This is a genomic window from Pectobacterium quasiaquaticum (genome assembly GCF_014946775.2).
GTDB lineage: Bacteria > Pseudomonadota > Gammaproteobacteria > Enterobacterales > Enterobacteriaceae > Pectobacterium > Pectobacterium aquaticum.
Genome location: NZ_CP065177.1, coordinates 1,403,292 through 1,426,155, shown reverse-complemented (window position 1 = coordinate 1,426,155; position 22,864 = coordinate 1,403,292). Strand labels below are relative to the sequence as shown.

The 22,864-nt window shown below is 50.6% G+C and carries 22 protein-coding genes; 7 read left to right on the top strand and 15 right to left on the bottom strand.

Annotated features, from left to right (window positions below; genetic code table 11):
- Positions 1-19 precede the first annotated feature (19 nt).
- The 3 genes from IG609_RS06530 to lrhA all read right to left on the bottom strand — a co-directional run bounded on the left by IG609_RS06530 (position 20) and on the right by lrhA (position 2,779).
- Entirely contained in the window at positions 20-694 is a 675-nt protein-coding gene (locus tag IG609_RS06530) for a NuoB/complex I 20 kDa subunit family protein (RefSeq protein ID WP_005969846.1), read from the bottom strand.
- Positions 695-711: 17 nt separating this feature from the next.
- Positions 712-1,152 (bottom strand): NADH-quinone oxidoreductase subunit A, encoded by a 441-nt coding sequence (locus IG609_RS06525; RefSeq protein WP_010278904.1) that lies wholly within the window; start codon positions 1,150-1,152, stop codon positions 712-714.
- A gap of 676 nt (positions 1,153-1,828) precedes the next feature.
- The gene (gene lrhA, locus IG609_RS06520) at positions 1,829-2,779 is read right to left on the bottom strand and encodes a transcriptional regulator LrhA (RefSeq protein WP_193400302.1); all 951 of its coding nucleotides are present in this window, start codon (positions 2,777-2,779) and stop codon (positions 1,829-1,831) included.
- Positions 2,780-3,281: 502 nt separating this feature from the next.
- Here lrhA and IG609_RS06515 point away from each other — a divergent pair.
- The gene (locus tag IG609_RS06515; protein WP_039491522.1) at positions 3,282-4,496 is read left to right on the top strand and encodes a pyridoxal phosphate-dependent aminotransferase; all 1,215 of its coding nucleotides are present in this window, start codon (positions 3,282-3,284) and stop codon (positions 4,494-4,496) included.
- Between the two features lie 133 nt (positions 4,497-4,629).
- Positions 4,630-5,229, top strand: a complete 600-nt coding sequence (gene yfbR, locus IG609_RS06510; RefSeq protein ID WP_116166186.1) for a 5'-deoxynucleotidase — start codon at positions 4,630-4,632, stop codon at positions 5,227-5,229.
- Positions 5,230-5,242: 13 nt separating this feature from the next.
- Here yfbR and IG609_RS06505 read toward each other — a convergent pair whose 3' ends face one another.
- The 4 genes from IG609_RS06505 to yfbV form a co-directional block, all read right to left on the bottom strand.
- Positions 5,243-7,075, bottom strand: coding sequence for an SLC13 family permease (locus IG609_RS06505; RefSeq protein ID WP_193400285.1), 1,833 nt, complete (start codon positions 7,073-7,075; stop codon positions 5,243-5,245).
- 196 nt (positions 7,076-7,271) lie between these two features.
- On the bottom strand, positions 7,272-7,928 hold the full coding sequence (locus IG609_RS06500; protein WP_193398511.1) for a sugar phosphatase: 657 nt from the start codon (positions 7,926-7,928) through the stop codon (positions 7,272-7,274).
- Positions 7,929-7,949: 21 nt separating this feature from the next.
- Positions 7,950-8,444 (bottom strand): YfbU family protein, encoded by a 495-nt coding sequence (locus IG609_RS06495; protein WP_010295396.1) that lies wholly within the window; start codon positions 8,442-8,444, stop codon positions 7,950-7,952.
- A gap of 165 nt (positions 8,445-8,609) precedes the next feature.
- Positions 8,610-9,065, bottom strand: coding sequence for a terminus macrodomain insulation protein YfbV (gene yfbV, locus IG609_RS06490; protein WP_102117719.1), 456 nt, complete (start codon positions 9,063-9,065; stop codon positions 8,610-8,612).
- A 458-nt stretch (positions 9,066-9,523) separates the two neighbouring features.
- On the opposite strand from yfbV, the gene ackA reads away from it, so the two are divergent.
- Positions 9,524-10,726, top strand: a complete 1,203-nt coding sequence (gene ackA / locus IG609_RS06485; RefSeq protein WP_116166183.1) for an acetate kinase — start codon at positions 9,524-9,526, stop codon at positions 10,724-10,726.
- A gap of 79 nt (positions 10,727-10,805) precedes the next feature.
- Positions 10,806-12,944: a phosphate acetyltransferase gene (gene pta, locus IG609_RS06480; RefSeq protein ID WP_102117717.1), complete on the top strand. Its 2,139-nt coding sequence runs from the start codon at positions 10,806-10,808 to the stop codon at positions 12,942-12,944.
- 109 nt (positions 12,945-13,053) lie between these two features.
- Here the strand turns inward: pta and yfcD are convergent, their stop codons facing one another.
- Positions 13,054-13,707: an NUDIX hydrolase YfcD gene (gene yfcD / locus IG609_RS06475; RefSeq protein ID WP_193398512.1), complete on the bottom strand. Its 654-nt coding sequence runs from the start codon at positions 13,705-13,707 to the stop codon at positions 13,054-13,056.
- Between the two features lie 248 nt (positions 13,708-13,955).
- On the bottom strand, positions 13,956-14,507 hold the full coding sequence (gene yfcE / locus IG609_RS06470; protein WP_193398513.1) for a phosphodiesterase: 552 nt from the start codon (positions 14,505-14,507) through the stop codon (positions 13,956-13,958).
- Between the two features lie 262 nt (positions 14,508-14,769).
- Between yfcE and yfcG the strand changes: the two genes are divergently transcribed.
- The 3 genes from yfcG (at position 14,770) to IG609_RS06455 (ending at position 16,814) form a co-directional block, all read left to right on the top strand.
- Positions 14,770-15,396 carry a GSH-dependent disulfide bond oxidoreductase gene (gene yfcG, locus IG609_RS06465; protein ID WP_193398514.1) on the top strand — a complete coding sequence of 209 codons (627 nt, stop codon included), beginning with the start codon at positions 14,770-14,772 and terminating at the stop codon, positions 15,394-15,396.
- 125 nt (positions 15,397-15,521) lie between these two features.
- Complete coding sequence (gene folX, locus IG609_RS06460) at positions 15,522-15,893, top strand: dihydroneopterin triphosphate 2'-epimerase (RefSeq protein WP_010278945.1); 372 nt, start codon at positions 15,522-15,524, stop codon at positions 15,891-15,893.
- 15 nt (positions 15,894-15,908) lie between these two features.
- Positions 15,909-16,814: a TIGR01777 family oxidoreductase gene (locus tag IG609_RS06455; protein ID WP_193398515.1), complete on the top strand. Its 906-nt coding sequence runs from the start codon at positions 15,909-15,911 to the stop codon at positions 16,812-16,814.
- 179 nt (positions 16,815-16,993) lie between these two features.
- Here the strand turns inward: IG609_RS06455 and hisP are convergent, their stop codons facing one another.
- From hisP to purF, 6 genes are all read right to left on the bottom strand, one after another.
- Positions 16,994-17,767, bottom strand: coding sequence for a histidine ABC transporter ATP-binding protein HisP (hisP, locus tag IG609_RS06450; RefSeq protein ID WP_010278951.1), 774 nt, complete (start codon positions 17,765-17,767; stop codon positions 16,994-16,996).
- 16 nt (positions 17,768-17,783) lie between these two features.
- Complete coding sequence (locus IG609_RS06445) at positions 17,784-18,500, bottom strand: ABC transporter permease (protein ID WP_014916041.1); 717 nt, start codon at positions 18,498-18,500, stop codon at positions 17,784-17,786.
- On the bottom strand, positions 18,493-19,182 hold the full coding sequence (hisQ, locus tag IG609_RS06440) for a histidine ABC transporter permease HisQ (protein WP_193398516.1): 690 nt from the start codon (positions 19,180-19,182) through the stop codon (positions 18,493-18,495). Before hisQ ends, IG609_RS06445 begins: the two co-directional genes overlap by 8 nt.
- 140 nt (positions 19,183-19,322) lie before the next feature.
- Positions 19,323-20,102, bottom strand: a complete 780-nt coding sequence (locus tag IG609_RS06435; protein WP_193398517.1) for a lysine/arginine/ornithine ABC transporter substrate-binding protein — start codon at positions 20,100-20,102, stop codon at positions 19,323-19,325.
- A gap of 410 nt (positions 20,103-20,512) precedes the next feature.
- Entirely contained in the window at positions 20,513-21,085 is a 573-nt protein-coding gene (locus tag IG609_RS06430) for a UbiX family flavin prenyltransferase (RefSeq protein ID WP_193398518.1), read from the bottom strand.
- A gap of 253 nt (positions 21,086-21,338) precedes the next feature.
- Positions 21,339-22,856 carry an amidophosphoribosyltransferase gene (gene purF / locus IG609_RS06425; protein ID WP_010285044.1) on the bottom strand — a complete coding sequence of 506 codons (1,518 nt, stop codon included), beginning with the start codon at positions 22,854-22,856 and terminating at the stop codon, positions 21,339-21,341.
- Positions 22,857-22,864 lie beyond the last annotated feature (8 nt).

Here is a 22,864-nt window from a genome sequence, read left to right as displayed (position 1 = left end):
CGGGTTTATCATCTACAGGTCAAATCTCATCAGGCGAACGCAGGTTGGTCACAGCGATTCGCTCGCCGCGTTTGCGCTCACGCTCAGATTGCATGTTGGCGCGGTAAACGCCCTGTTCACCCACCACCCATGACAGAGGGCGGCGTTCTTTACCGATGGATTCTTTCAGCAGCAACAGCGCTTGCATGTAGGCTTCAGGACGCGGAGGACAGCCCGGAATATACACATCAACAGGCAGGAATTTATCTACGCCCTGAACAACGGAATAGATATCGTACATACCGCCGGAGTTAGCACATGCGCCCATGGAGATAACCCACTTAGGTTCCAGCATTTGCTCGTACAGACGCTGAATCACAGGGGCCATTTTGGTAAAACAGGTTCCCGCGACTACCATGAAGTCAGCCTGACGTGGCGACGCACGCAGAACCTCAGCACCAAAACGCGCGACGTCATGGACGGCGGTAAATGATGTCACCATTTCTACGTAGCAACAGGACAGGCCAAAGTTGTACGGCCACAGAGAGTTCTGACGACCCCAGTTAACCGTATCGTGTAATGCATGTTCCAGTTTGCCCATGTAGACACTGCGGTGAACATGTTGCTCCAGAGGGTCGGAAACGATCTCCTGACGTTGCAGGGGATAACGGTCATTCTCACCGTCCGGCTCTATGCGGGTGAGCGTATAGTCCATCTTAAAATGCCTCGCTGTTACTGCGGATGATTGTTGGTAGTGTTGATGATGTCTGATTTAACGACTTGTCTCTTGGAACGTACTGGGGTCCAGTCAAGTGCCCCAACGCGAACCAAGTAAATCAAACCAGCCAACAGCACCAAAATGAAAATGGTTGCTTCAATGAAGCCAATCCAGCCGCTTTCTTTGATAGACACAGCCCAAGCGTAGAGATAGAGGGCTTCAACGTCGAAGATAACGAAGAACATAGCGACAAGATAAAATTTAGCAGACAGGCGTAACCGTGCTGAGCCTACGGAGTCGATCCCGGATTCATAAGGTACGTTTTTGGCCCTGCCTTTTGCTCTTCCCCCCAGCAAGAACCCACCGGTCAGCATGAAGACGCAAAGGCCTACGGCAATGATAAGGAATAGCCCAAATGCCCAATGATGGGCGAGGATTTCAGTAGTTGTTGACATTCTCTTTGCTTACTCATCAAAAGTGGCGGGTAACATCTCTGCTCTATTATCGGCAGTTAATGCGCCACATCGATTAAAAGGAAGGATTAATAACCACAAAAAAGCATGGAAACGTATCAGGTAAGCCTTGCTTGGTATGGTTGAGCCCCTAAATTTGTAACCTTTTTTCAACCTTACTAAAAATAACAGTACATTACTTTACATGCACGCTGTTTTGTTAACATTTTGTGTTCTCATCCGCAGCTAAATCGAATCAGTACTTTTGTCAGTTAACCAGTGTGCAGCAGCACAGGAAGCAAGTTCACTACGTCACTATACCATTTTCACAGAAAATGCCTGTTCCCCCATGGGGTTATTAGGGGTATTTTTTGATCCAGCACACATTTTTATCAATTTAGTTAGTAAAAAAATCAAGCTGATGCTGAACAAGGTTTGATGCCATTTTCCATAACATTATTTTAAAAAAATAGAACCGGTGTTTTATAAAATGGAAAGAATCCTTAATCTCCGCACACCTAGCCTATTGATGTGAAATGGAAAACGCAAAGTGGGATCGGCATGAAGAAATCAGGCCAAGAAGGCGCTGCCGATTTCGGTTTAACACATTAGTTATAAATCATCATCATTCGGGGTGCATCCCTACCCTCCCCGAATGATAGTTAACTTCCCATTACGATTAGATCGCATCCTTCAGTGACGGATCAGAAGACAGTTTTGCATTCGCGCTGTTTGCTAACAGGCTGACAGGCGTAATGTGAGAGGGCTTCCCTGATTCAATCACATTGAAAATTGCCGTCGCCAGTTCGTTCTCCTGGTTAGGGTTCTGGCAGAGGAAATAACGTGTTTCAGGCAATCTCGGCAACCCCTCTTCTTCACCCAACACCCGCAGTTCTGGGCTCATCATTTCTACTGAACGTACGGTGATACCCATGCCAGCCTTCACCGCAGCACGTACCGCAGACAGCGTTGAAGCCACATAAGCAATTCGCCAAGGGATCCCCGCAGCCGTCAGTTGCTGCATAGCCAGCGTACGGAAAGGGCTCGGTTCATCCAAAACAACCAGAGGCACGGGTTCTTGTGCTCGGAACTGATAATCCGCGGCGCAGTACCATAGCGTTGGAGAACTACGCAATAACACATGAGGAAACACCACACCGTTCATTGTAGTAATGACCAGATCTATTTTTCCCTCATTCAGCATCTCCATCATTTCAGCGCTACGCTTTACGCAGACATTGACAGAAAGTTTAGGAAATACGGATGTCACCCGATGTAAAATATAAGGAAGGATAGTATCTGCAGTATCGTCAGACGCTCCAATGGTCAACATACCCTGAATATCGCTGTACATTAATGAAATACAGGCTTCATCATTGAATTGTAATATTTTTCTGGCATAACCCAGAAACTGAACACCATGTTCGGTCAGCAATTTATTGCGCCCGTGCCGGGCAAATAGCTCCTTTCCGATGAGTTGCTCCAGCCTCTGCATCTGCTGGCTGACAGCCGATTGAGTTCGATTAACTGCGGCCGCCGCAGCTGCAAACGTATTTAAATCTGCAACGGCGACAAACGTCCTCAGTAAATCAAGATCGAGATTAAGTACTGGTCGATTTGCACTGGTCATACGATTTTTCACTTATCTATTTTAATTTTAACAAAATATTCCTGGTGTTTTATTACATGTACAGGTAATGACCGATACATTTAAAGACACTATCGCAGACGCACGATAAGGGCAAAAAAATACTTATATTTCGTTACCCCTATCGCCTTTCCATTGGTAAGACATCATATAATTAAATGGCTCACCAGCCTTAATCCTTAATTCAATAACAACGGCACCTTCCCTTTATTTCATCTTGCGAAATAAATACGCTCCACACTTAAATAAACGCGATCTCCCTGTCACCCTATTTTGGCGCTAAAAAGGTGCAGCATGAACAGTCGTCCGCCCCCTACCATATCGCACCATCCAACGAGTACACAACCATATAGTGCAGATGCGCAATCATTTGCAGCGAAAGCGATAATCATTCTTCAAAAGGTACTATAGGAGGAGTACATTAAGCAGGTTATGCTATTCCGTCTGGGAATATGCGCTCTCTGCAAAAAGGTTCGTACTATTTATGTCTCCGATTGAAAAATCCAAGAAGCTGGAGAACGTATGCTATGACATCCGTGGCCCAGTCTTAAAGGAAGCCAAGCGGCTTGAAGAAGAAGGTAATAAAGTCCTTAAACTGAATATTGGCAACCCTGCCCCTTTCGGCTTCGAGGCACCGGACGAAATTCTGGTCGATGTCATCCGTAACCTGCCAACGGCACAGGGCTACTGTGATTCCAAAGGCCTCTATTCCGCTCGCAAAGCCATTGTTCAGCACTATCAGGCGCGGGATATGCGCGATATGACGGTTGAAGACGTCTATATCGGTAACGGTGTTTCCGAACTCATCGTGCAATCCATGCAGGCTCTGCTTAACCCGGGCGATGAAATGCTGGTACCTGCACCGGACTACCCGCTTTGGACCGCGGCAGTTTCCCTGTCTAACGGCAATGCCGTTCACTATCTCTGCGATGAATCCTCCGATTGGTTCCCCGATCTGGATGATATCCGTAAAAAAATCACGTCCAATACGCGCGGTATTGTCATCATTAACCCTAATAATCCAACGGGTGCGGTCTACAGCAAAGCGCTGCTGCTGGATATCGTGGCAATTGCACGCGAACACAACCTGATCATTTTCGCCGACGAAATTTACGACAAAATTCTGTATGACGATGCGCAGCACCACTCGATTGCCGCACTCGCCCCAGATCTGCTGACAGTCACGTTTAATGGCCTGTCCAAGACGTATCGTGTGGCAGGTTTCCGTCAAGGTTGGATGGTACTGAACGGCCCGAAAAAACACGCCAAAGGGTATATTGAAGGGCTGGAAATGCTGGCTTCCATGCGTTTGTGTGCCAACGTGCCAATGCAGCATGCGATTCAAACCGCCTTGGGCGGCTATCAAAGCATCAGTGAATTTATTCAACCCGGTGGACGTCTGTACGAACAGCGCAACCGCTCCTGGGAATTGATCAATCAGATCCCCGGCGTGTCATGCGTAAAACCACGTGGCGCGCTTTATATGTTCCCACGCATTGATGCCAAACGCTTTAATATCCACGACGACCAAAAACTAGTTCTGGATCTCCTGTTACAGGAAAAAGTGTTGCTGGTTCAAGGAACTGCATTTAACTGGCCTTACCCAGACCATGTACGTATCGTCACGCTACCGCGTATTGATGAACTGGACATGGCGATCCACAAATTAGGGCGTTTCCTCGGGCACTATCACCAATAGCCCAGCACCGCTCTTCGCCGGGCAGTCATCGCTCGGCGAAAACCTGACCTTCGTTTGCATAATCCCCAGCAAGTGCCCACAATAGACGCCCACGATATCGTTATTTCACCGTGCTGTTGTCTGAGAGATCGCCATGAATCAGAGCCACTTTTTCGCCCATTTATCTCGTCTAAAACTCATCAGCCGTTGGCCGCTCATGCGCAATGTACGCACGGAAAACGTCTCCGAGCACAGCCTTCAGGTCGCTTTTGTCGCGCATGCACTGGCAGTCATCAAAAACCGTAAATTCGACGGTAAACTGAACGCAGAACGCATCGCGCTGCTGGCGATGTACCATGATGCCAGCGAGGTGCTGACCGGTGACATGCCAACGCCAATCAAGTACTACAACGCGCAGATCGCGCATGAGTACAAGAAGATAGAAAAGATTGCACAGCAGAAACTGGTTGAGATGTTGCCGGAAGAACTCCAGCAGGATTATCGAATGCTGCTGGATGATACCTATACCAGCGAAGAAGAACGCGCTATCGTTAAGCAAGCAGACGCGCTCTGCGCCTACCTGAAATGCCTAGAAGAATTATCCGCAGGAAACGCGGAATTCACGCTTGCCAAAGCGCGGTTAGAAAAAACCTTGCAGTTGCGCCACAGCCCGGAAATGGACTATTTCATGACGGTGTTCGTTCCCAGTTTCAGCCTGTCGCTCGACGAAATAAGCCAGGATTCGCCGCTATAGCGGCCTAACATTGTCAGAACGGATACAGCCACGGCACCATCACCACGCTGACTAACATCACCAGCACGGTAAAAGGGACGCCAATGCGCACAAAGTCCCCGAATTTATAGCCGCCCGGCCCCAGAACCAACGTATTCACTGGTGACGACACTGGGGTCATAAACGCGGCAGATGCCGCCACGGCGATGATCATCGCAAAGGGATAAGGCGACACGCCCATCTGCTTCGCCGCGGCAATCGCAATGGGTGCCATCAGCACCGCCGTCGCCGTGTTGGAAATAAACAGACCGATCGCGGCACAGAGTACGAACAAGCACACCAGCATCACATGTGGCCCGGCGTTCCCAGCAACATCCATCAGCCCTTTAACGATTAGCGCTACACCGCCAGTTTGCTGCAACGCTAGCGCAAACGGCATCATCCCGACGATAAGAATAATACTCGGCCAGTGAATAGCACGATAAGCACTTTCCATGTCGATGCAGCGGAATTTTCCCATCAGTAAACAGGCGATCAACGCGGCAATCGCATTCGGTATTTCATCCGTCAGCATCATCGCCACCATCAGTGCCAGACAAAACAGCGCGTGGGGTGCCTGACTCACCGCAGGCGCAACATCATCCACTTCGGCAGGGAGATTAAGCAAAAGGAAATCGTTTTTCTGCGTGTGCAGTTGTCGAATCATGCGCCAGTCACCCATCACCAGCAGAATATCACCGAGTTGGAGCCGTTCATCGGCAAGGATACCGTCCATTGCTTCACCTGACCGGCGAATCCCCACGACACTTAGGCCATAGCGGCTTCGAAACCCGACGTCGTACAGCGTTTTCCCCAACAATTCGGAATCAGGGATCAACGAGACTTCCGCCATTCCCACATCACGCGCCTGCTCGGAGAAATACTCACCGCGCAGTACCATCGGTTCAAGCCGCTGCGTGGTGAAAAATTCGCGTAAATCCACCTCAGAGGCCGACATGTCGATCAGTAAAACATCATTCAGGCGAAGTTCGGTATTGCCCGCCACGCTGATCATCACACGGCGAAACTTACGCCAGCGCTCAATCCCGACCACGTTCGCCCCAAAGCGCTGACGCAGGCGTAAATCATCAAGACGGTGACCGATAAAAGGCGATCCTGGGCGAATCGCCAGCCGACGTGCCCTGCCCGTCAGCCGGTAATCACGAATCAGATCGCGAAACGTTCTTCTCTTCCACATCTCTTTTGCTGTTGCCGTCTCGGCATCGCCAAGCCAGTAACGCGCCACCATCATATACGCCACGCCCAGCAGCAATACCACCATCCCTATCGGCGTCACGCTGAAAAAACCAAAGCCCGCAACACCTTCACGCATCAGCTCACTGCTCACCACCATATTCGGCGGCGTTGCGACCAACGTCATCATGCCGCTAATCAATCCAGCAAAACTCAGCGGCATCATCAGCCTTCCGGGGGAAATTTTCATCCGAGAGGAAACACTCAGTACCACGGGAATAAAAATCGCGACAACGCCGGTGGAGCTCATAAAAGCACCTAGCAACGCAACGGTAACCATCAGTAAGATCAACATCTTCATCTCACTGCTGCCCGCCACCCGAACCAGCCAATCACCGACCTGATAAGCGACACCGGTACGAACCAGCCCTTCACCAATCACAAACAGGGCAGCAATCAGTATCACGTTAGGATCGCTGAACCCCACCAACGCTTCAGATAGCGTCAGTGTGCCGCTCAGTACAAACGCGATAATGACCAACAGCGCGACGACGTCCATGCGTAATTTATTGGTGGTAAACAACACAATGGCGATCAGCAACAGGGATAAAACCCAGAGAAGTTCGCTATTCAAAACGGTTCCCCTGACGGAAAAATGCATATTGAGAGGTGAAGTTTCAGCATGCCATAAAAAATGCAGGCGCATTTTTCAACACCGCGCAGCGGTGGCCCAAAGGGTGGCAGACAGGGATAGTCTGCCATAAAAAAACCTCGCGAATGCGAGGTTTGAGCATATTTATTTACAATTTTGTCATGATGTTACAGACCACCTACTGGCGCAGAAGCACCTCAACGCCGTTCGGTAATGGCTCTATTTCTATCTGCTCCAACGAATCAAGAATCAGATCGACCTGATCCAGTTTCGGCGTATCCGCAGGTGCCTTCACCGCAATGACCTTGCAGCCAGCAGCTAGGCCAGATAGCACGCCCGCAGGTGCATCCTCAACGACGACACACTCTTCCGGCTTCAGCCCTAGCTGCTGTGCGCCAAGTAAATAGGCATCAGGGTGAGGTTTACCTTTGGCAACCTGCTCCGCGGTAATAAAGGCACGAGGAGCGGGCAGTTCTCCATGATGATGACGGGCGCTAGCAATCGGCACCGTGCCGGATGTCACAATCGCCCAGGGAATCTCCAGTGCATCCAAACGTTCCAACAGCACCTTCGCCCCTGGCATGGCAACAATGCCCTGCGTATCAGATGCTTCTGTTTTCTCCAGTGCATCAAACTCTTGTTGAATCGTTTCTTCGCTCTGTCCCTGAAGAAAGTGACGCAGGGAGGTGATTGCCTGCTTGCCATGAATAAAATCTAGCACTTCCTGTGGTTCAATATCGTGATCTTTTGCCCAGTTAATCCACGCACGTTCTACGGCAGGCAGTGAATCAACCAGCGTACCATCGAGGTCGAACAGAAAACCTTTACACTCCACAGAAAGCCCCTTTGTCATTAATCAGGCGTTGATGATCTGTGCGATCTCAACCGCACTTAAGTGATACTGGCGCGGGCAGGATTGCCAGACAGCCAGCATTCTGTTGTATTTTTCCCACATTTTTGTCTGAGCGTTAAACCCATGCGTACCTGCATCAAAGTGGGGATAGCGACCTTCGACATGTACCATAAAGCGTACAAAACCGAGGTAACGCGCTTCCGTTGCGGCATCAAAGCCTAGGAAGGTCAGGCGACGCTCATCCAAATCCTGCTTATCTTTCAGATTGGTCCACGACACCTGCAAGGCATGATGCATTTCCATGATGTTAATAATAGTGCGGCAAACCTCTTCAGTCAGCTCACCAAACTCACGGTCCAGTTCGCGCATCTGCAAACCATAACCACGCTCGATAATGGTTTGTAACCGGCGATAGCGCTCAGCATTGTCGGGATCGAGCATCGTCATCATTTTATATTGATTTGAAAGGATCAATCTCTGGGCATTTGTCATTTCCATGTTGCTCTCCTGAACCCTTTTTGGGGTAAGCCAATATCGCTAAATAGGTATTTACCCCAGAATCGCATACTGAATCGTGTCACGGTAGCGGTAGCCACCGCTTCTTTGATTTGAAACAGGGGAAAGAACAAAATAGCCATCAACCCGCACACAGCCTGACGCCGATCACAAATCATCCAGGAAGGTTTTATCAAGCTGGTTAAACGCACGTTTCAGCACATCCGCCAACGCTTGGTAAGTCGGCGCTTCTTCCAAGGGTGCTAATGCCAGTCCTGACTCCAATAGCTTATGGCGAATCTCATGGAACCACTGTGCCAGCGTCGGCGGTAAAGGCGTCACAGAACGGCGACCCAGCCACCAGAGCCCCTGTAACGGCAGGCTACAGGCAAACAGCGCGGTGGCGATGGCTGGGCCGAGCTGCCCATCTAGCGCAATCTGCCACGTTAAGGTAAACACCGCCAGCGGCGGCATAATGCGGATACCGAACCGCGTCGCTCGCGCCACGCGATTTTCAGGAAACACGGGCGCCAGCCGCTTATCTGCTGGCCACGTTTTCATGTAATGCTGCCCACATTGGAGTAGCTGTAGCCAACTAATTCTACTGTCTGGTTTCGTCGCCATAGCCACACCTCAACTTTACAGATAAAAAATAAAACTTTTGCACAAATCAACAACTCAAGTTGATAAGGTTAAAATATATTTTGTGTTTAGCCTGCGCTATCGGTATCCTAGATCGGCCTTTTGGCCGCTGTATACCTAAAGTAGTATGACTACACGCAAGGAGTATAATTCCTTCGCAACATAAGCGCAGCCAACGGCCATAACGCGGTTATCCATCGCTTTAAAAGCTGCGGTTTACATCAGGTCGATGTCACGTTGTTGTAGAGATTAGTTATATCGATTAATTGTTGTATCGATTATCCGATATAACCTACGGCATCATATCGACCCTATTTCATCATCGTGTCTGGTGTATCACACCAAGGTATGATGTTAATCATAAATGCCAGCGGCGGCATGCGATACGCTATATGCCCTGATGACATTTTTTTAACCATGTATAACAAGTAGGTACTTCCATGTCGAGTAAGTTAGTACTGGTTCTTAACTGCGGTAGTTCATCACTGAAATTCGCGATCATCGATGCGATTAACGGAGAAGAGTACCTGTCTGGTTTAGCCGAATGTTTCAACCTGCCTGAAGCCCGCATCAAATGGAAAATGGACGGCGGTAAACACGACGCCGAACTGGGTGCCGGTGCAGCTCACAGCGAAGCGCTGAACTTCATCGTCAATACCATTCTGTCTCAGAAACCGGAGTTGTCAGCTCAACTGGTTGCTATTGGTCACCGTATCGTTCACGGCGGTGAGAAGTTCACCCAATCCGCGATCATCACTGATGATGTTCTTCAGGGTATCAAAGATTCCGTACCTTTTGCACCTCTGCACAACCCAGCTCACCTGATCGGTATCGACGAAGCACTGAAATCTTTCCCGCACCTAGCTGATAAGAACGTCGCTGTTTTCGACACCGCATTCCACCAGAGCATGCCGGAAGAATCCTACCTTTATGCACTGCCGTACAAATTGTATAAAGAAAACCACATCCGCCGTTATGGCGCACACGGTACTAGCCACTACTTTGTTTCTCGTGAAGCCGCTAAAGTGCTGAACAAACCTGTAGAAGAGCTGAACGTCATAACTTGCCACCTCGGCAACGGCGGTTCCGTTACTGCAATCCGTAACGGCCAATGCGTTGACACCTCTATGGGTCTGACGCCGCTGGAAGGTCTGGTGATGGGTACGCGTAGTGGCGATATCGATCCGGCGATCATTTTCCACCTGCATGACTCAATGGGCATGAGTGTTGATGCTATCAACAAAATGCTGACCAAAGAATCTGGTCTGTTGGGCCTGACTGAAGTGACCAGCGACTGCCGCTACGTTGAAGATAACTACGAGACGAAAGCAGACGCTAAACGTGCAATGGACGTTTACTGCCACCGTCTGGCTAAGTACATCGGATCTTACACTGCCCTGATGGAAGGTCGTCTGGACGCAGTGATTTTCACCGGTGGTATCGGTGAAAACGCAGCGATGGTGCGCGAACTGACGCTGAAAAAACTGGGTCTGCTGGGCTTTGACGTCGACCACGAGCGCAACCTGGCCGCACGCTTCGGTAAAGGTGGCAACATCGCTAAAGATGGCACCCGCGCGGCGCTGGTTATCCCGACCAATGAAGAGTTGGTCATCGCCGAAGACGCTTACCGTCTGACCGCGTAAAACACGTAACTCCCAACACCGTCAGCCAAGGCTGACGGTGTTGTTTTTGACTAACGAGCAACCGTAAAGAGGTTCGGCCGTGTCCCGTATAATCATGTTGATCCCAACTGGCACCAGCGTTGGTCTGACAAGCGTCAGCCTGGGTGTCATCCGCTCCATGGAACAGAAAGGCGTTCGCCTGAGCGTGTTCAAACCTATCGCCCAGCCGCGCAGTGGCGACAATACGCCAGATCAAACGACTACCATTATTCGTGCTAATTCCGCCATCAGCGCAGCCGAGCCGCTGGCGATGAGCCGCGTTGAAGCTCTGCTGAGCTCCAACCAACAAGACGTGCTGATGGAAGAGATCATCGCGCGCTACCACGAAAATACCAAAGACGCTGAAGTCGTTCTGGTTGAAGGTCTGGTTCCTACCCGTAAGCATCAGTTTGCTAATGCGTTGAACTATGAAATCGCCAAAACGCTGAACGCAGAAATCGTCTTCGTACTGGCGCTGGGTAACGATTCCCCAGCACAGTTGAAAGATCGCATCGAACTGGCGCGTTCCAGCTTCGGTGGTAGCAAAAACAAAAACATCACAGGCGTGATCATCAACAAACTGAATGCGCCAGTAGACGAGCAGGGACGTACTCGCCCTGACCTGTCTGAAATCTTTGATGATTCCACGAAAGCCAGCGTTGCCAACATCGATCCGAAACAGCTGTTCGCTAACAGCCCGCTGCCGGTTCTGGGCTGCATCCCGTGGAGCTTTGACCTGATTGCTACGCGTGCCATCGATATGGCGAAGCACCTGAATGCGCGTATCGTCAACGAAGGTGACATTCAGACGCGCCGCGTTAAGTCTGTCACCTTCTGCGCACGCAGCATCCCTCACATGTTGGAACATTTCCGTCCAGGCTCACTGCTGGTGACGTCCGCTGACCGCCCTGATGTTCTGGTTGCTGCCTGTCTGGCTGCCATGAATGGCGTGGAAATCGGCGCCCTGCTGCTGACTGGCGGCTATGAAATGGATCCAAGCATTGCCAAATTGTGCGAACGTGCCTTCCAAACTGGCCTGCCGGTATTTATGGTCGACACCAATACCTGGCAGACGTCACTCAGCCTGCAAAGCTTCAACCTTGAAGTACCGCCTGATGACCGTCAACGTGTTGAGAAAGTGCAGGAATATGTTGCACGCCACATCGACACCCAGTGGATTGATTCACTGAGCGCAGAATCTGAGCGTTCACGTCGTCTGTCTCCGCCAGCGTTCCGCTATCAGCTTACCGAGCTGGCGCGTAAAGCAGGCAAACGTATCGTCCTGCCAGAAGGTGATGAACCACGTACCGTTAAAGCAGCGTCTATCTGTGCTGAACGTGGTATTGCTCACTGTGTGCTGATCGGTAACCCAGAAGAGATTCAACGTGTTGCTGCCGCTCAGGGCGTAGAGCTGGGCAAAGGCATCGAAATCGTCGATCCAATTGTTGTGCGTGAGCGCTATGTTGCGCGTCTGGTTGAGCTGCGTAAGAGTAAGGGCATGACCGAAGTGGTTGCGCGCGAACAGCTCGAAGACAACGTGGTTCTGGGTACGTTGATGCTGGAACAGGGTGAAGTTGACGGTCTGGTTTCTGGTGCCGTTCATACCACCGCTAACACCATCCGTCCACCGTTGCAACTGATCAAAACAGCACCGGGCAGCTCGTTGGTATCGTCTGTGTTCTTTATGCTGCTGCCTGAGCAGGTTCTGGTTTACGGCGACTGCGCCATCAACCCAGATCCAACGGCAGAGCAATTGGCTGAAATTGCTATCCAGTCTGCTGATTCCGCTACCGCCTTCGGTATCGACCCACGCGTTGCGATGATCTCTTACTCTACCGGTAATTCCGGTGCGGGTAGCGATGTTGAGAAAGTGCGTGAAGCAACGCGTCTGGCTCAGGAAAAACGTCCTGATCTGGTCATCGATGGTCCGTTGCAGTACGACGCCGCTATTATGGCTGACGTTGCACAGTCCAAAGCGCCGAACTCACCCGTTGCAGGTAAAGCCACCGTGTTCATCTTCCCTGACCTGAACACTGGTAACACCACGTACAAAGCGGTACAACGTTCTGCCGACCTGATCTCCATCGGGCCAATGCTGCAAGGCATGCGCAAACCAGTTAACGACCTGTCTCGTGGCGCACTGGTAGACGACATCGTTTACACCGTTGCCTTGACCGCCATTCAAGCTACACAGCTCTAATCATCTTCTGATGACGTTAAATGCCAGCCTTCGGGCTGGCATTTTTTATTTGGAAGGAGAACAAGAAAAGATGCCACAGCGGAAAACAGCGGCGTCAGGCCGGAACGGGTTATTTCTGCGACCCCATTTCCGATGGAGCAACGACGTTACCGTCATTTTCATCATGAACCTCTTTATGACTCACAACAGGTGTCGCAGCGGCCTCGACGACTACATTCGGCTGGCGTGAAATCGGCTTGCCATATTCCTGATCGCTATGGCGCGTTAGCCACAGCGACAGCGCTTTCAGCGAGTCCGGCGTAAATTCATCGCAGCGTGCGGTGATTTCTTGCGGCGTCAGCCAACTGACCTCATCAACCTCTTCTTCCTGCAGCGCAAACGGCCCGTGGGTAACGCAGCTAAACAGCCCGCCCCATACCCGGCAATTTTCGCCTTCGTAATAGAACAAGCCGTGTTCTGCGAATGGCACGCCCGCAATGCCAAGCTCCTCTTCCGCTTCACGACGTGCGGATTCCAGCATTTGCTCACCGCTTTGCACTACACCGCCAGCGGTTGCATCCAGCCAGCTAGGGTAGAAGTCTTTTATCTTGGTCCGGCGCTGCACCAAAATTTTACCCATTCCATCATGCACAACAATGTAAGTAGCACGATGACGAAGACTCTGCGCACGCATCTGCTGACGACTTGACTGAGCAATTACCTCGTTGTTTTCATTGACGATATCAACCCATTCTGTGCCTGCTGCCTGACTTTGTTCCGCCATCCTCTGAAACCCTTTAGTATTGGCACGTTGCTACGCGCGTCTGTTTTAAATAATCAAACTTTGCTGTGAATATTCCCTGCTGCCTTGCCGTTATTCAAGGTCAAAAACAGGATATATACTCTAAATAATTCGAGTTGCAGGCAGGCGGCAAGAGAGGGAGTCCCGATGAGCTTACTCAAGTAAGTGATTCGGGTGACTGAACGCAGCCAACGCACATGCAGCTTGAAGTATGACGAGTATACGCTAAATTAGTGCCTAATCGTGACCCGTGCAATAGGCTCGCCGCCGTGTAACGGCAGAACTCGCAGCTCGTCTTGTTCCAGTAAACCGTAGCTCGCGGCGTATCCCCCTTTCGGCAAGCTCGCTGAGCCGGGATTGAAAAAATAATATTCACCGCGTTGCTCAGCAACTGGGATATGGGTATGACCATATACCAATACATCCCCCGCGTGTAGCGGCGGCAGATTATCAGGATGATAAAGATGACCGTGTGTCAGGAAAAGGCGATTCTGCGGCAATAGCACATGTTGCCAGAGTGCCGTCATCGGAAAGGTCAACAGCATCTGATCCACCTCGCTGTCGCAGTTCCCTCGCACGGCAATGATGCGTGATGCATAGGCGTTCAACCGGACAGCCACTTCCGCAGGCTGATATTTTTCCGGCAGCGGATTGCGCGGGCCGTGATTGAGAAAATCGCCCAGCAAAATAAGCCAGTCGGCCTGACTCTGCTCAAAGATTTCCAGCACGCGCTCCGTCGCGCTGAGAGAACCGTGTATATCGGACGCAAACATTAACTTCATCGTTATCTCCACAACGTCTATATCAACCATGCTAGACCTATAGCGCCCGCATCGTTTATCGGTCGTAGTCTACCAAAGTTGGCAACACGCTTCCGGTAAAGATCGTGCAACGAGGTGCGTCATCGCTTATTTTTCACTCGCAGAAGTGGTAGGGTAAGAACCCGTTCCTCAATACGCTATTCTGACAGTGCATCGCTCTCTGAAGCGATCAACTGCCATACAGTCCATGATGTTTTTCTGAATTAAAACGGAGACTTGATTCATGATTGACCTGTATTACGCACCAACCCCTAACGGGCACAAGATCACCCTGTTTCTGGAAGAAGCTAATCTCCCCTACCAGCTCCACCGCGTGAATATCAGCAAAGGCGAACAGTTCAAACCGGAGTTTTTGGCTATCTCGCCTAACAACAAAATCCCCGCGATTGTCGATACGCAACCCGCGGAAGGTGACACGCCGATTAGCCTGTTTGAGTCCGGCGCGATCCTGCTCTATCTGGCGGAAAAACACGGCGTGCTGCTGAGTTCGTCACTACGTGAGCGCACGGCAACACTACAATGGCTGTTCTGGCAGGTATCTGGTTTCGGGCCGATGCTGGGGCAGAATCATCATTTTAACCACTATGCGCCTCAGCCCGTGCCTTACGCCATTGAACGCTATCAGCAGGAGACGCAGCGCCTGTATCGCGTGCTGGATAAACATCTGCAAGACAACCCTTGGCTAGCAGGTGAAAATTATAGCATCGCTGATATTGCGACTTACCCGTGGGTCTTTCCTTATGCCCGTCAGCGCGTCGACCTTGATGATTACCCAGCAGTGAAAGCGTGGTATACGCGTATCAGCGAACGTCCGGCAACGCAACGGGCCTATCAGCTCGCCGAGCAATAAAATTCTGGCATCATCTCATTCGGCCTTTGGGTATCTTCTGCTATGGTAATCAACATATTGTCGTTAACGATACCCCCTGACGCTGCGGTTTAGTCGCAGTAACAGAAGCTACCGAGGGCCGAACAATGCCACATCACTATTCTGACGCCATTATTCGTATAAAAAATCTGCGGCTGCGCACCTTCATCGGTATCAAAGATGAAGAAATCACGAATAAGCAGGATGTGATCATCAACGTTGTGATTCACTACCCAGCAGAACAGGCACGCAACAGCGAAAATATCGCTGACGCGCTGAACTACCGCACCATCACCAAGAGCATTATTCGCCACGTGGAAGATAACCGTTTCGCTTTGCTGGAAAAATTAACGCAGGATGTGCTCAACATCGCCAGCGATCACGAATGGATCACCTATGCTGAAGTAGAAGTCGATAAACCGTTTGCCCTGCGATACGCCGATTCGGTTTCCATGACCCTGCGTTATCACAAGGCATAAAGATAAGGGGAAGCGATGCAACTACTTATAACAGGCGGAACCGGCCTTATTGGCCGCCATCTTATTCAGCGATTACAGCTGCTTTCCCATGACATTACAGTGCTGACACGCGATCCTGAGCGTGCCCGAGGCGTTCTCGGTAATCAGGTAGAATATTGGTCCACGCTGAGTAATGTCACCTCACTGAACGACTTTGACGGCGTCATCAATCTGGCGGGTGAACCTATCGCCGACAAACGGTGGACGCCACAGCAAAAACAGCGTCTGGCACAGAGCCGCTGGAACATCACCGAGCAGCTTGCCACGCTGATAAAAGCCAGCAGTGAGCCGCCAGCGGTTTTCATCTCAGGATCCGCTGTCGGGTATTATGGCGATCAGGGGGAAGCGCTGGTCACGGAAGATGAATCCCCAGTCGATGAATTCACACACCACCTATGTGCCCGCTGGGAAGCGTTGGCCCAGTCTGCCGAAAGCGATAAAACCCACGTCTGCCTGTTGCGCACTGGCATTGTTCTTTCTGCACAAGGAGGCGCGCTGGCAAAAATGCTGCCGATTTTCCGCCTCGGGCTTGGCGGGCCGATGGGTTCCGGTAAGCAATATATGCCGTGGATTCATATTGATGACCTGGTTAACGGCATTATCTATTTGCTGGATCAGCCGATATTGAGCGGCCCCTTCAATATGGTTGCGCCCTATCCGGTTCATAATGAACAATTTTCCGCCATGCTGGCACATGTGTTGGATCGTCCAGGCTTTCTACGAGCACCTGCTTTCGCGATCAAACTACTAATGGGGGAAGCCTCGACGCTAGTACTGGGTGGACAGCGCGCCATCCCAAAGAAATTAGAAGCCGCAGGCTTTGGTTTCCGTTTCTTTGAGCTGGAAGAAGCCCTGCAGGACGTCATCAAGAAACCGAGCTGATAACTATCCATTTCAGGTTGCTGGTAGCCTTTTCGCAGAACGGGAACGATGATAATGGGATAGAAGAGTAAAGCGTCCGCGCCAAGAATGGCGCGGCTCGAGCTTACAGGGATGTACTTGCAGCGTCTTTACGATCTACCCATTATCATCGCTCAACTCACATGACTATCCCCCAAAACCTACTTCAGCGCACCCGACAAAAACTGCTGCAAACGTGCACTTTTCGGGCTCCCGAACAGTTGATCCGGTGGCCCCTCTTCCTCGATCACACCTTGATGCAGAAAGATAACGTGGCTCGAAACATGGCGGGCAAACTCCATTTCATGCGTCACCACCACCATCGTTTTCCCTTCCTCCGCAAGCTGCTGCATGATGCGCAATACCTCGCCGACCAGTTCGGGATCGAGCGCTGACGTTGGCTCATCAAACAACAAGACTTCCGGCTCCATCGCCAGCGCCCGTGCAATGGAAACGCGCTGCTGTTGGCCACCAGAGAGATCCGACGGATATTTCTGTTGAGCAGCATCCGTAATCCCGACCTTGTTCAGGTAGAACACCGCACGCTCACGCGCTTCCGCTTTACTGAGTCCTAACACCTGAACCGGCGCTTCCATCACGTTTTCCAACGCCGTCATGAAGCTCCACAGGTTAAAGTGCTGAAACACCATCGTCAGACGCGTCCGCAGCATCTGAAGCTGCTTTTTATCAAAAACTTTCAGTTGCCCGTCAGTATCACGCACCATGCGAATTTCCTGATCGCTGACGTAAATCGCCCCTTCACAGGGTTTTTCCAGAAAATTAATACAGCGCAGTAAGGTACTTTTCCCCGAACCGGACGATCCAATAATCGAAATAACGTCACCCGCTTTCGCCTGTAGTGAGATCCCTTTAAGCACCTCATGCTGGCCATAGCGTTTACGCAGTTCCGTCACCATCAGTTTGTTATTCGACATGCTCTTTTTCCTGCGTTTAATGAGATGAACGGGTATAAAGATGACGTAACCAGCGCCGTTCCGCCCTTCTGAACAGCCCAATTAACACAAACGAAATCGCCAGATAGATAACCGCCGCGATGCCAAATGCATAAAACGGCTGGTAGGTTGCCGCGTTGATATCACGGGCGATTTTCAGAATATCCGGCACCGTTACGGTAAAGGCCAACGCCGTTGAATGCAGCATCAGAATCACTTCATTGCTGTAGGCAGGCAGCGCAATACGCAGTGCACTTGGCAAAATAATGCAGCGATACTGCTTAAAGCGGGAGAAACCGTATGCTCTGGCTGCTTCAATTTCCCCATGCGGTACTGAGCGGATTGCCCCCGCGAAAATCTCTGTCGTGTACGCACAGGTATTCAGCGCCAGCGCCAAAATGGCGCAATTTAGTCCGCTGCGAAAAAAGGCATTCAGCATGTCGGTGCCACGTACAATCTCCAGGCTATACACGCCAGAATAGAACACCAGAAGCTGTACGTAGAGCGGCGTGCCGCGGAACACATAGGTGAATAGCCAAACCGGAAAGCTGAATCGGCGTCGTGGCGATACGCGGGCAATCGCCAGCGGCAGCGCCATCAGCCCGCCGATAACCACCGAAGAAATGAGCAGCCAGAGTGTCATCGCCAGCCCCGTCAGGCGGTAGCCATCGCTCCACAGGAGCGGCTGCCAATATTGTTGCAGGATCTCACTCATAATTTATTTTTTTGACTCCCTGCGAATAGTGCCTTTCCAGCCACCACAACACACCGTTAGAAGCGGTGGTAAAAATCAGGTACATCGCCCCAGCAACCAGCGCAAAATAAAACGGTTCGTGTGTGCCCTTGCCAGCCAGTTGCGTCGCCTTAATCACATCGTTCAGGCCAAGCAGTGACACCAGCGCCGTCGCTTTCAGGATCACCTGCCAGTTGTTACCGATGCCCGGCAGTGCGAAACGCATCATGGAAGGAAACAGAATACGGCGGAACACCTTCATGGGAGAGAACCCAAACGCGACGGCAGCTTCGATTTGCCCGCGCGGCACGGCAAGATAGGCTCCACGAAAGGTTTCCGTGAAATAGGCGCCGTAAATAAAGCCCAGAGTAATAATCCCAGCAGTCAACGGATCGATGTCAATTTGCTCCAGGCCGATCGATTCCGTCACGCCGTTTAAGACAATTTGCAGACCATAGAAAATCAGCAGCATCAGTACCAGATCGGGAATGCCACGAATCAGCGTGGTATAGCAGGAAAAACATCCCGCCAGCAGATGGTTGGAAGACAACTTCGCCGATGCACCAATCAGGCCGATAGCCAACGCCAGCAGTAAAGAACTCGCGGCCAGCTCCAGCGTCATGATGGCACCATCCAGAATTAGCTGGGAATAGCCATAGAACATCAATGATATCCGTTGAAATAGCGGTTAATGGCACGCTGCGTCATCAGTCAGGAACACGACACGGGAGGAACGATCCCGTGCCGCATGCCCTATGATCTCGCTACATATGTGATAAAGAAATGAGCGTCACCTTGGTGACATTAGCCACCGTAGACGTCAAAATCGAAGTATTTCTTCGCGAAGGTATCGTAGGTACCGTCTTTACGCATTTCTTCAAAGGCTTTATTCAGCGCGGCTTTCAACTCAGTATCCGCTTTACGCAAGCCCATACCAGTTCCCACACCGAAGAACTTGTCATCTTTTACCGCCGGGCCGGCAAACTCATAGCCCTTACCCGCGTCCAACTTCAGGAAACCTTCACTTGCTGCGACTTCATCCTGAAAGGCTGCATCAATACGGCCTGCGGCCAGATCGGCATAAATCAGATCCTGATTTTGGTAAGCGACAACGTCAACGCCTTTAGGCTGCCAGTTAGCATTAGCAAAGGCCTCCTGTGTTGATGCCTGCAATACGCCAACACGTTTGCCGCCCAGAGAAGCCAACGTGGGTTCAATGCTCGTCCCTTTCTTCGCAATCAGGCGTGAATTGGCCGCATACAGCTTCTCAGTGAAGGCAATTTCCTGCTGGCGTTTTTCGGTGATAGACAGAGAAGAGATGATGGCATCGATTTTTTTCGCTTTCAGGGACGGAATTAACGCATCAAAGTCACTTTCTACAAACGTGCAGTTAGCCTGAATACGCTTGCATAGCTCTTTCGCCAGATCGATATCAAACCCAACCAGTTCGCCGCTGGCATTTTTGGATTCAAAGGGAGCATAGGTAGGATCGGTACCAATTTTAATATTCTTCGGAATCTCCGCCATCGCGCTACCCGCAGCTAGAATGAGTGCCAACGGTAAGACTTTGATCAGTTTCTTCATATTGCTACCCTTATCGTGAGTGATTGATGTCATGTGTCGTCAATGTCGGAATTATTTAGAGTGTATTGCTTTAAAAATGAACGATATGAGTGCTATTTGTTTTCTGCACCGACTATTACAGTTTTTCTAGCAGTTTTCATGCCACAATGAACGCAGAGACGTCGTAAAAAAACCATGAGCGAATAGCACAGAAAATAAGGGTTAACTGATTGATTATCAGATATTTTCAGAATATTTTTTTGCACATAGTAATAACAATAGATAACAGTGCCATGAATACCAAAACTCACTTGCACCATCTCAGTGCTTTTACGCACAAAATTAGTGCGGCGCAATAAAAAAGCACAAAAAAGGGGCAGTAAAAGTTTACCCCCCCGAGAGAGAAATAGCGTACCTGAATCTCTACCCTGCTACGACGCACCTTGCCAGCGGATAAAGAGATCTTTTGGCAGGTCGATGTCAAACTGGTCCAGAATACGATTTACTGTCTGATCGACAATATCCTGCACACTTTCTGGGCGATGATAAAACGCAGGCACTGGCGGCATAATTATCGCCCCCAGCTCAACGGCAGTGGTCATCAATCGCAAATGCCCTAAGTGCAGCGGCGTTTCACGTACCCCCAGCACCAGAGGACGACGCTCCTTCAGCACCACATCAGCCGCACGGGTCAATAGATTGTCGCTGTAGCTGTGCACAATGCCGGAAAGGGTTTTTATCGAACAGGGTAAAATCACCATCCCCGCTGTTTTAAACGACCCCGAAGAGACGCTGGCAGCAATATCACGCGTGTCGTGTACCACATCGGCCAGCGCCTGCACGTCACGCAGGCTAAATTCCGTTTCTAACGCCAGCGTCTGCCGGGCGGCCTGACTCATAATCAGATGCGTTTCGATACCTTCCAGCGTCTGTAAAACCTGTAGCAGCCGGATGCCGTAAATGACGCCGCTGGCACCGGAAATTCCTACAATGAGTCGCTTCATTCATACTGCCTCTGGCTGGCCGCGTAAGCAGAAACGCGGAAAAATCATCTGCGCAAACTTTGCCGCATTGATTAGCGATAAGCAAGGATAAGCACCGAAACCCTGTTTTCTCTATGCAATTTTTCTCTACATACAAAATTTTCTCTACATACAAAGTTTTTCTCTACATACAAAGTTTTTCTCTACAGACAATAAGGGGGAGGACACTTTCGCGTCCTCCCCCTTCAACACAGCCTTAATGTGCGACTAGCTGTTAACCTTCGTTGTGCAATTCCAGATCTTCAACTTCATTCTGGCTACGCAGCGCTTTGGCATCGTCATTGCGCAAGACTTCCAGATAATCCAGATAACCTTGATCGACGTCCTTAGTCACGTAAATCCCGTTGAACACCGAGCATTCAAACTGAGCGATGTCCGGGTTATCTTCACGCGCGGCTTCAATCAGATCGTCGAGATCCTGGAATATTAGCTCATCGGCACCAATAATCTTACAGATTTCATCCACTTCTCGACCGTGGGCAATCAGCTCATTGACGCTTGGCATATCGATGCCGTACACGTTAGGGAAGCGAATTTCCGGTGCCGCGGAGGCCAGATAAACACGCTTGGCTCCTGCTTCACGCGCCATCTCTACAATCTGCTCTGACGTTGTACCACGCACGATGGAATCATCCACCAGCAGCACGTTCTTGTCACGGAACTCAGCACGGTTGGCATTCAGCTTACGGCGTACCGATTTCTTACGTGCTTGCTGCCCTGGCATGATAAACGTGCGGCCAACATAGCGGTTTTTCACAAATCCCTGACGATACGGCTTGTTGATGATACGCGCGATTTCTAGCGCGATATCACAAGAGGTTTCAGGAATCGGGATCACAACATCAATATCGAGATCTTCCCACTGGCGCGCAATTTTCTCACCGAGTTTCTGGCCCATACGAACGCGTGCGCTGTAGACCGATATTTTATCGATGAAAGAATCCGGGCGAGCGAAGTAGACATATTCGAAGAGGCACGGATTGCTCTTTGGATTCTCTGCGCACTGGCGGGTAAACAACTGCCCTTTTTCCGTAATGTAGATCGCTTCTCCCGGCGCTACATCGCGTAAAAATTCAAAGCCCAGCGTATCCAGCGCGACACTTTCTGACGCTACCATATACTCGCTGCGGCCATCTTCCAGATCACGTTTACCGATAACGAGAGGACGAATCCCGTTTGGATCGCGGAAAGCGACCATACCGTGACCGATAATCATGCCAACACAGGCATAGGCACCGCGAATTTGCTGGTGCGTTGCGGCAACGGCCGCAAAAATATTATCGGCTTCCAACGGGTAGTGTTGGAAACGGTCCAGCTCTCTGGCGAAAATATTCAGCAGAATTTCAGAATCAGACGTGGTGTTAACGTGACGGCGCTCCTGTTCGAACAGCTTTTTACGCAGTTCGTGGGCGTTAGTCAGGTTACCATTGTGAGCCAGCGTGATACCGAACGGTGAGTTAACATAGAAAGGTTGTGCTTCCGAGGCGCTGGAACTGCCTGCGGTCGGATAACGCACATGGCCAAGCCCCATGTTTCCCTGTAAGCGTTGCATGTGCCGCGCTTCAAACACATCTTTCACCAGGCCATTGGCCTTACGCAGGCGAAAACAATTAAAGGCATCGATGGTCACAATACCCGCAGCATCCTGCCCACGGTGTTGCAACACCGTTAACGCGTCATAAATCGACTGGTTGACCGGTGTAAAACCGGCGATACCGACAATACCGCACATGGTGTCTT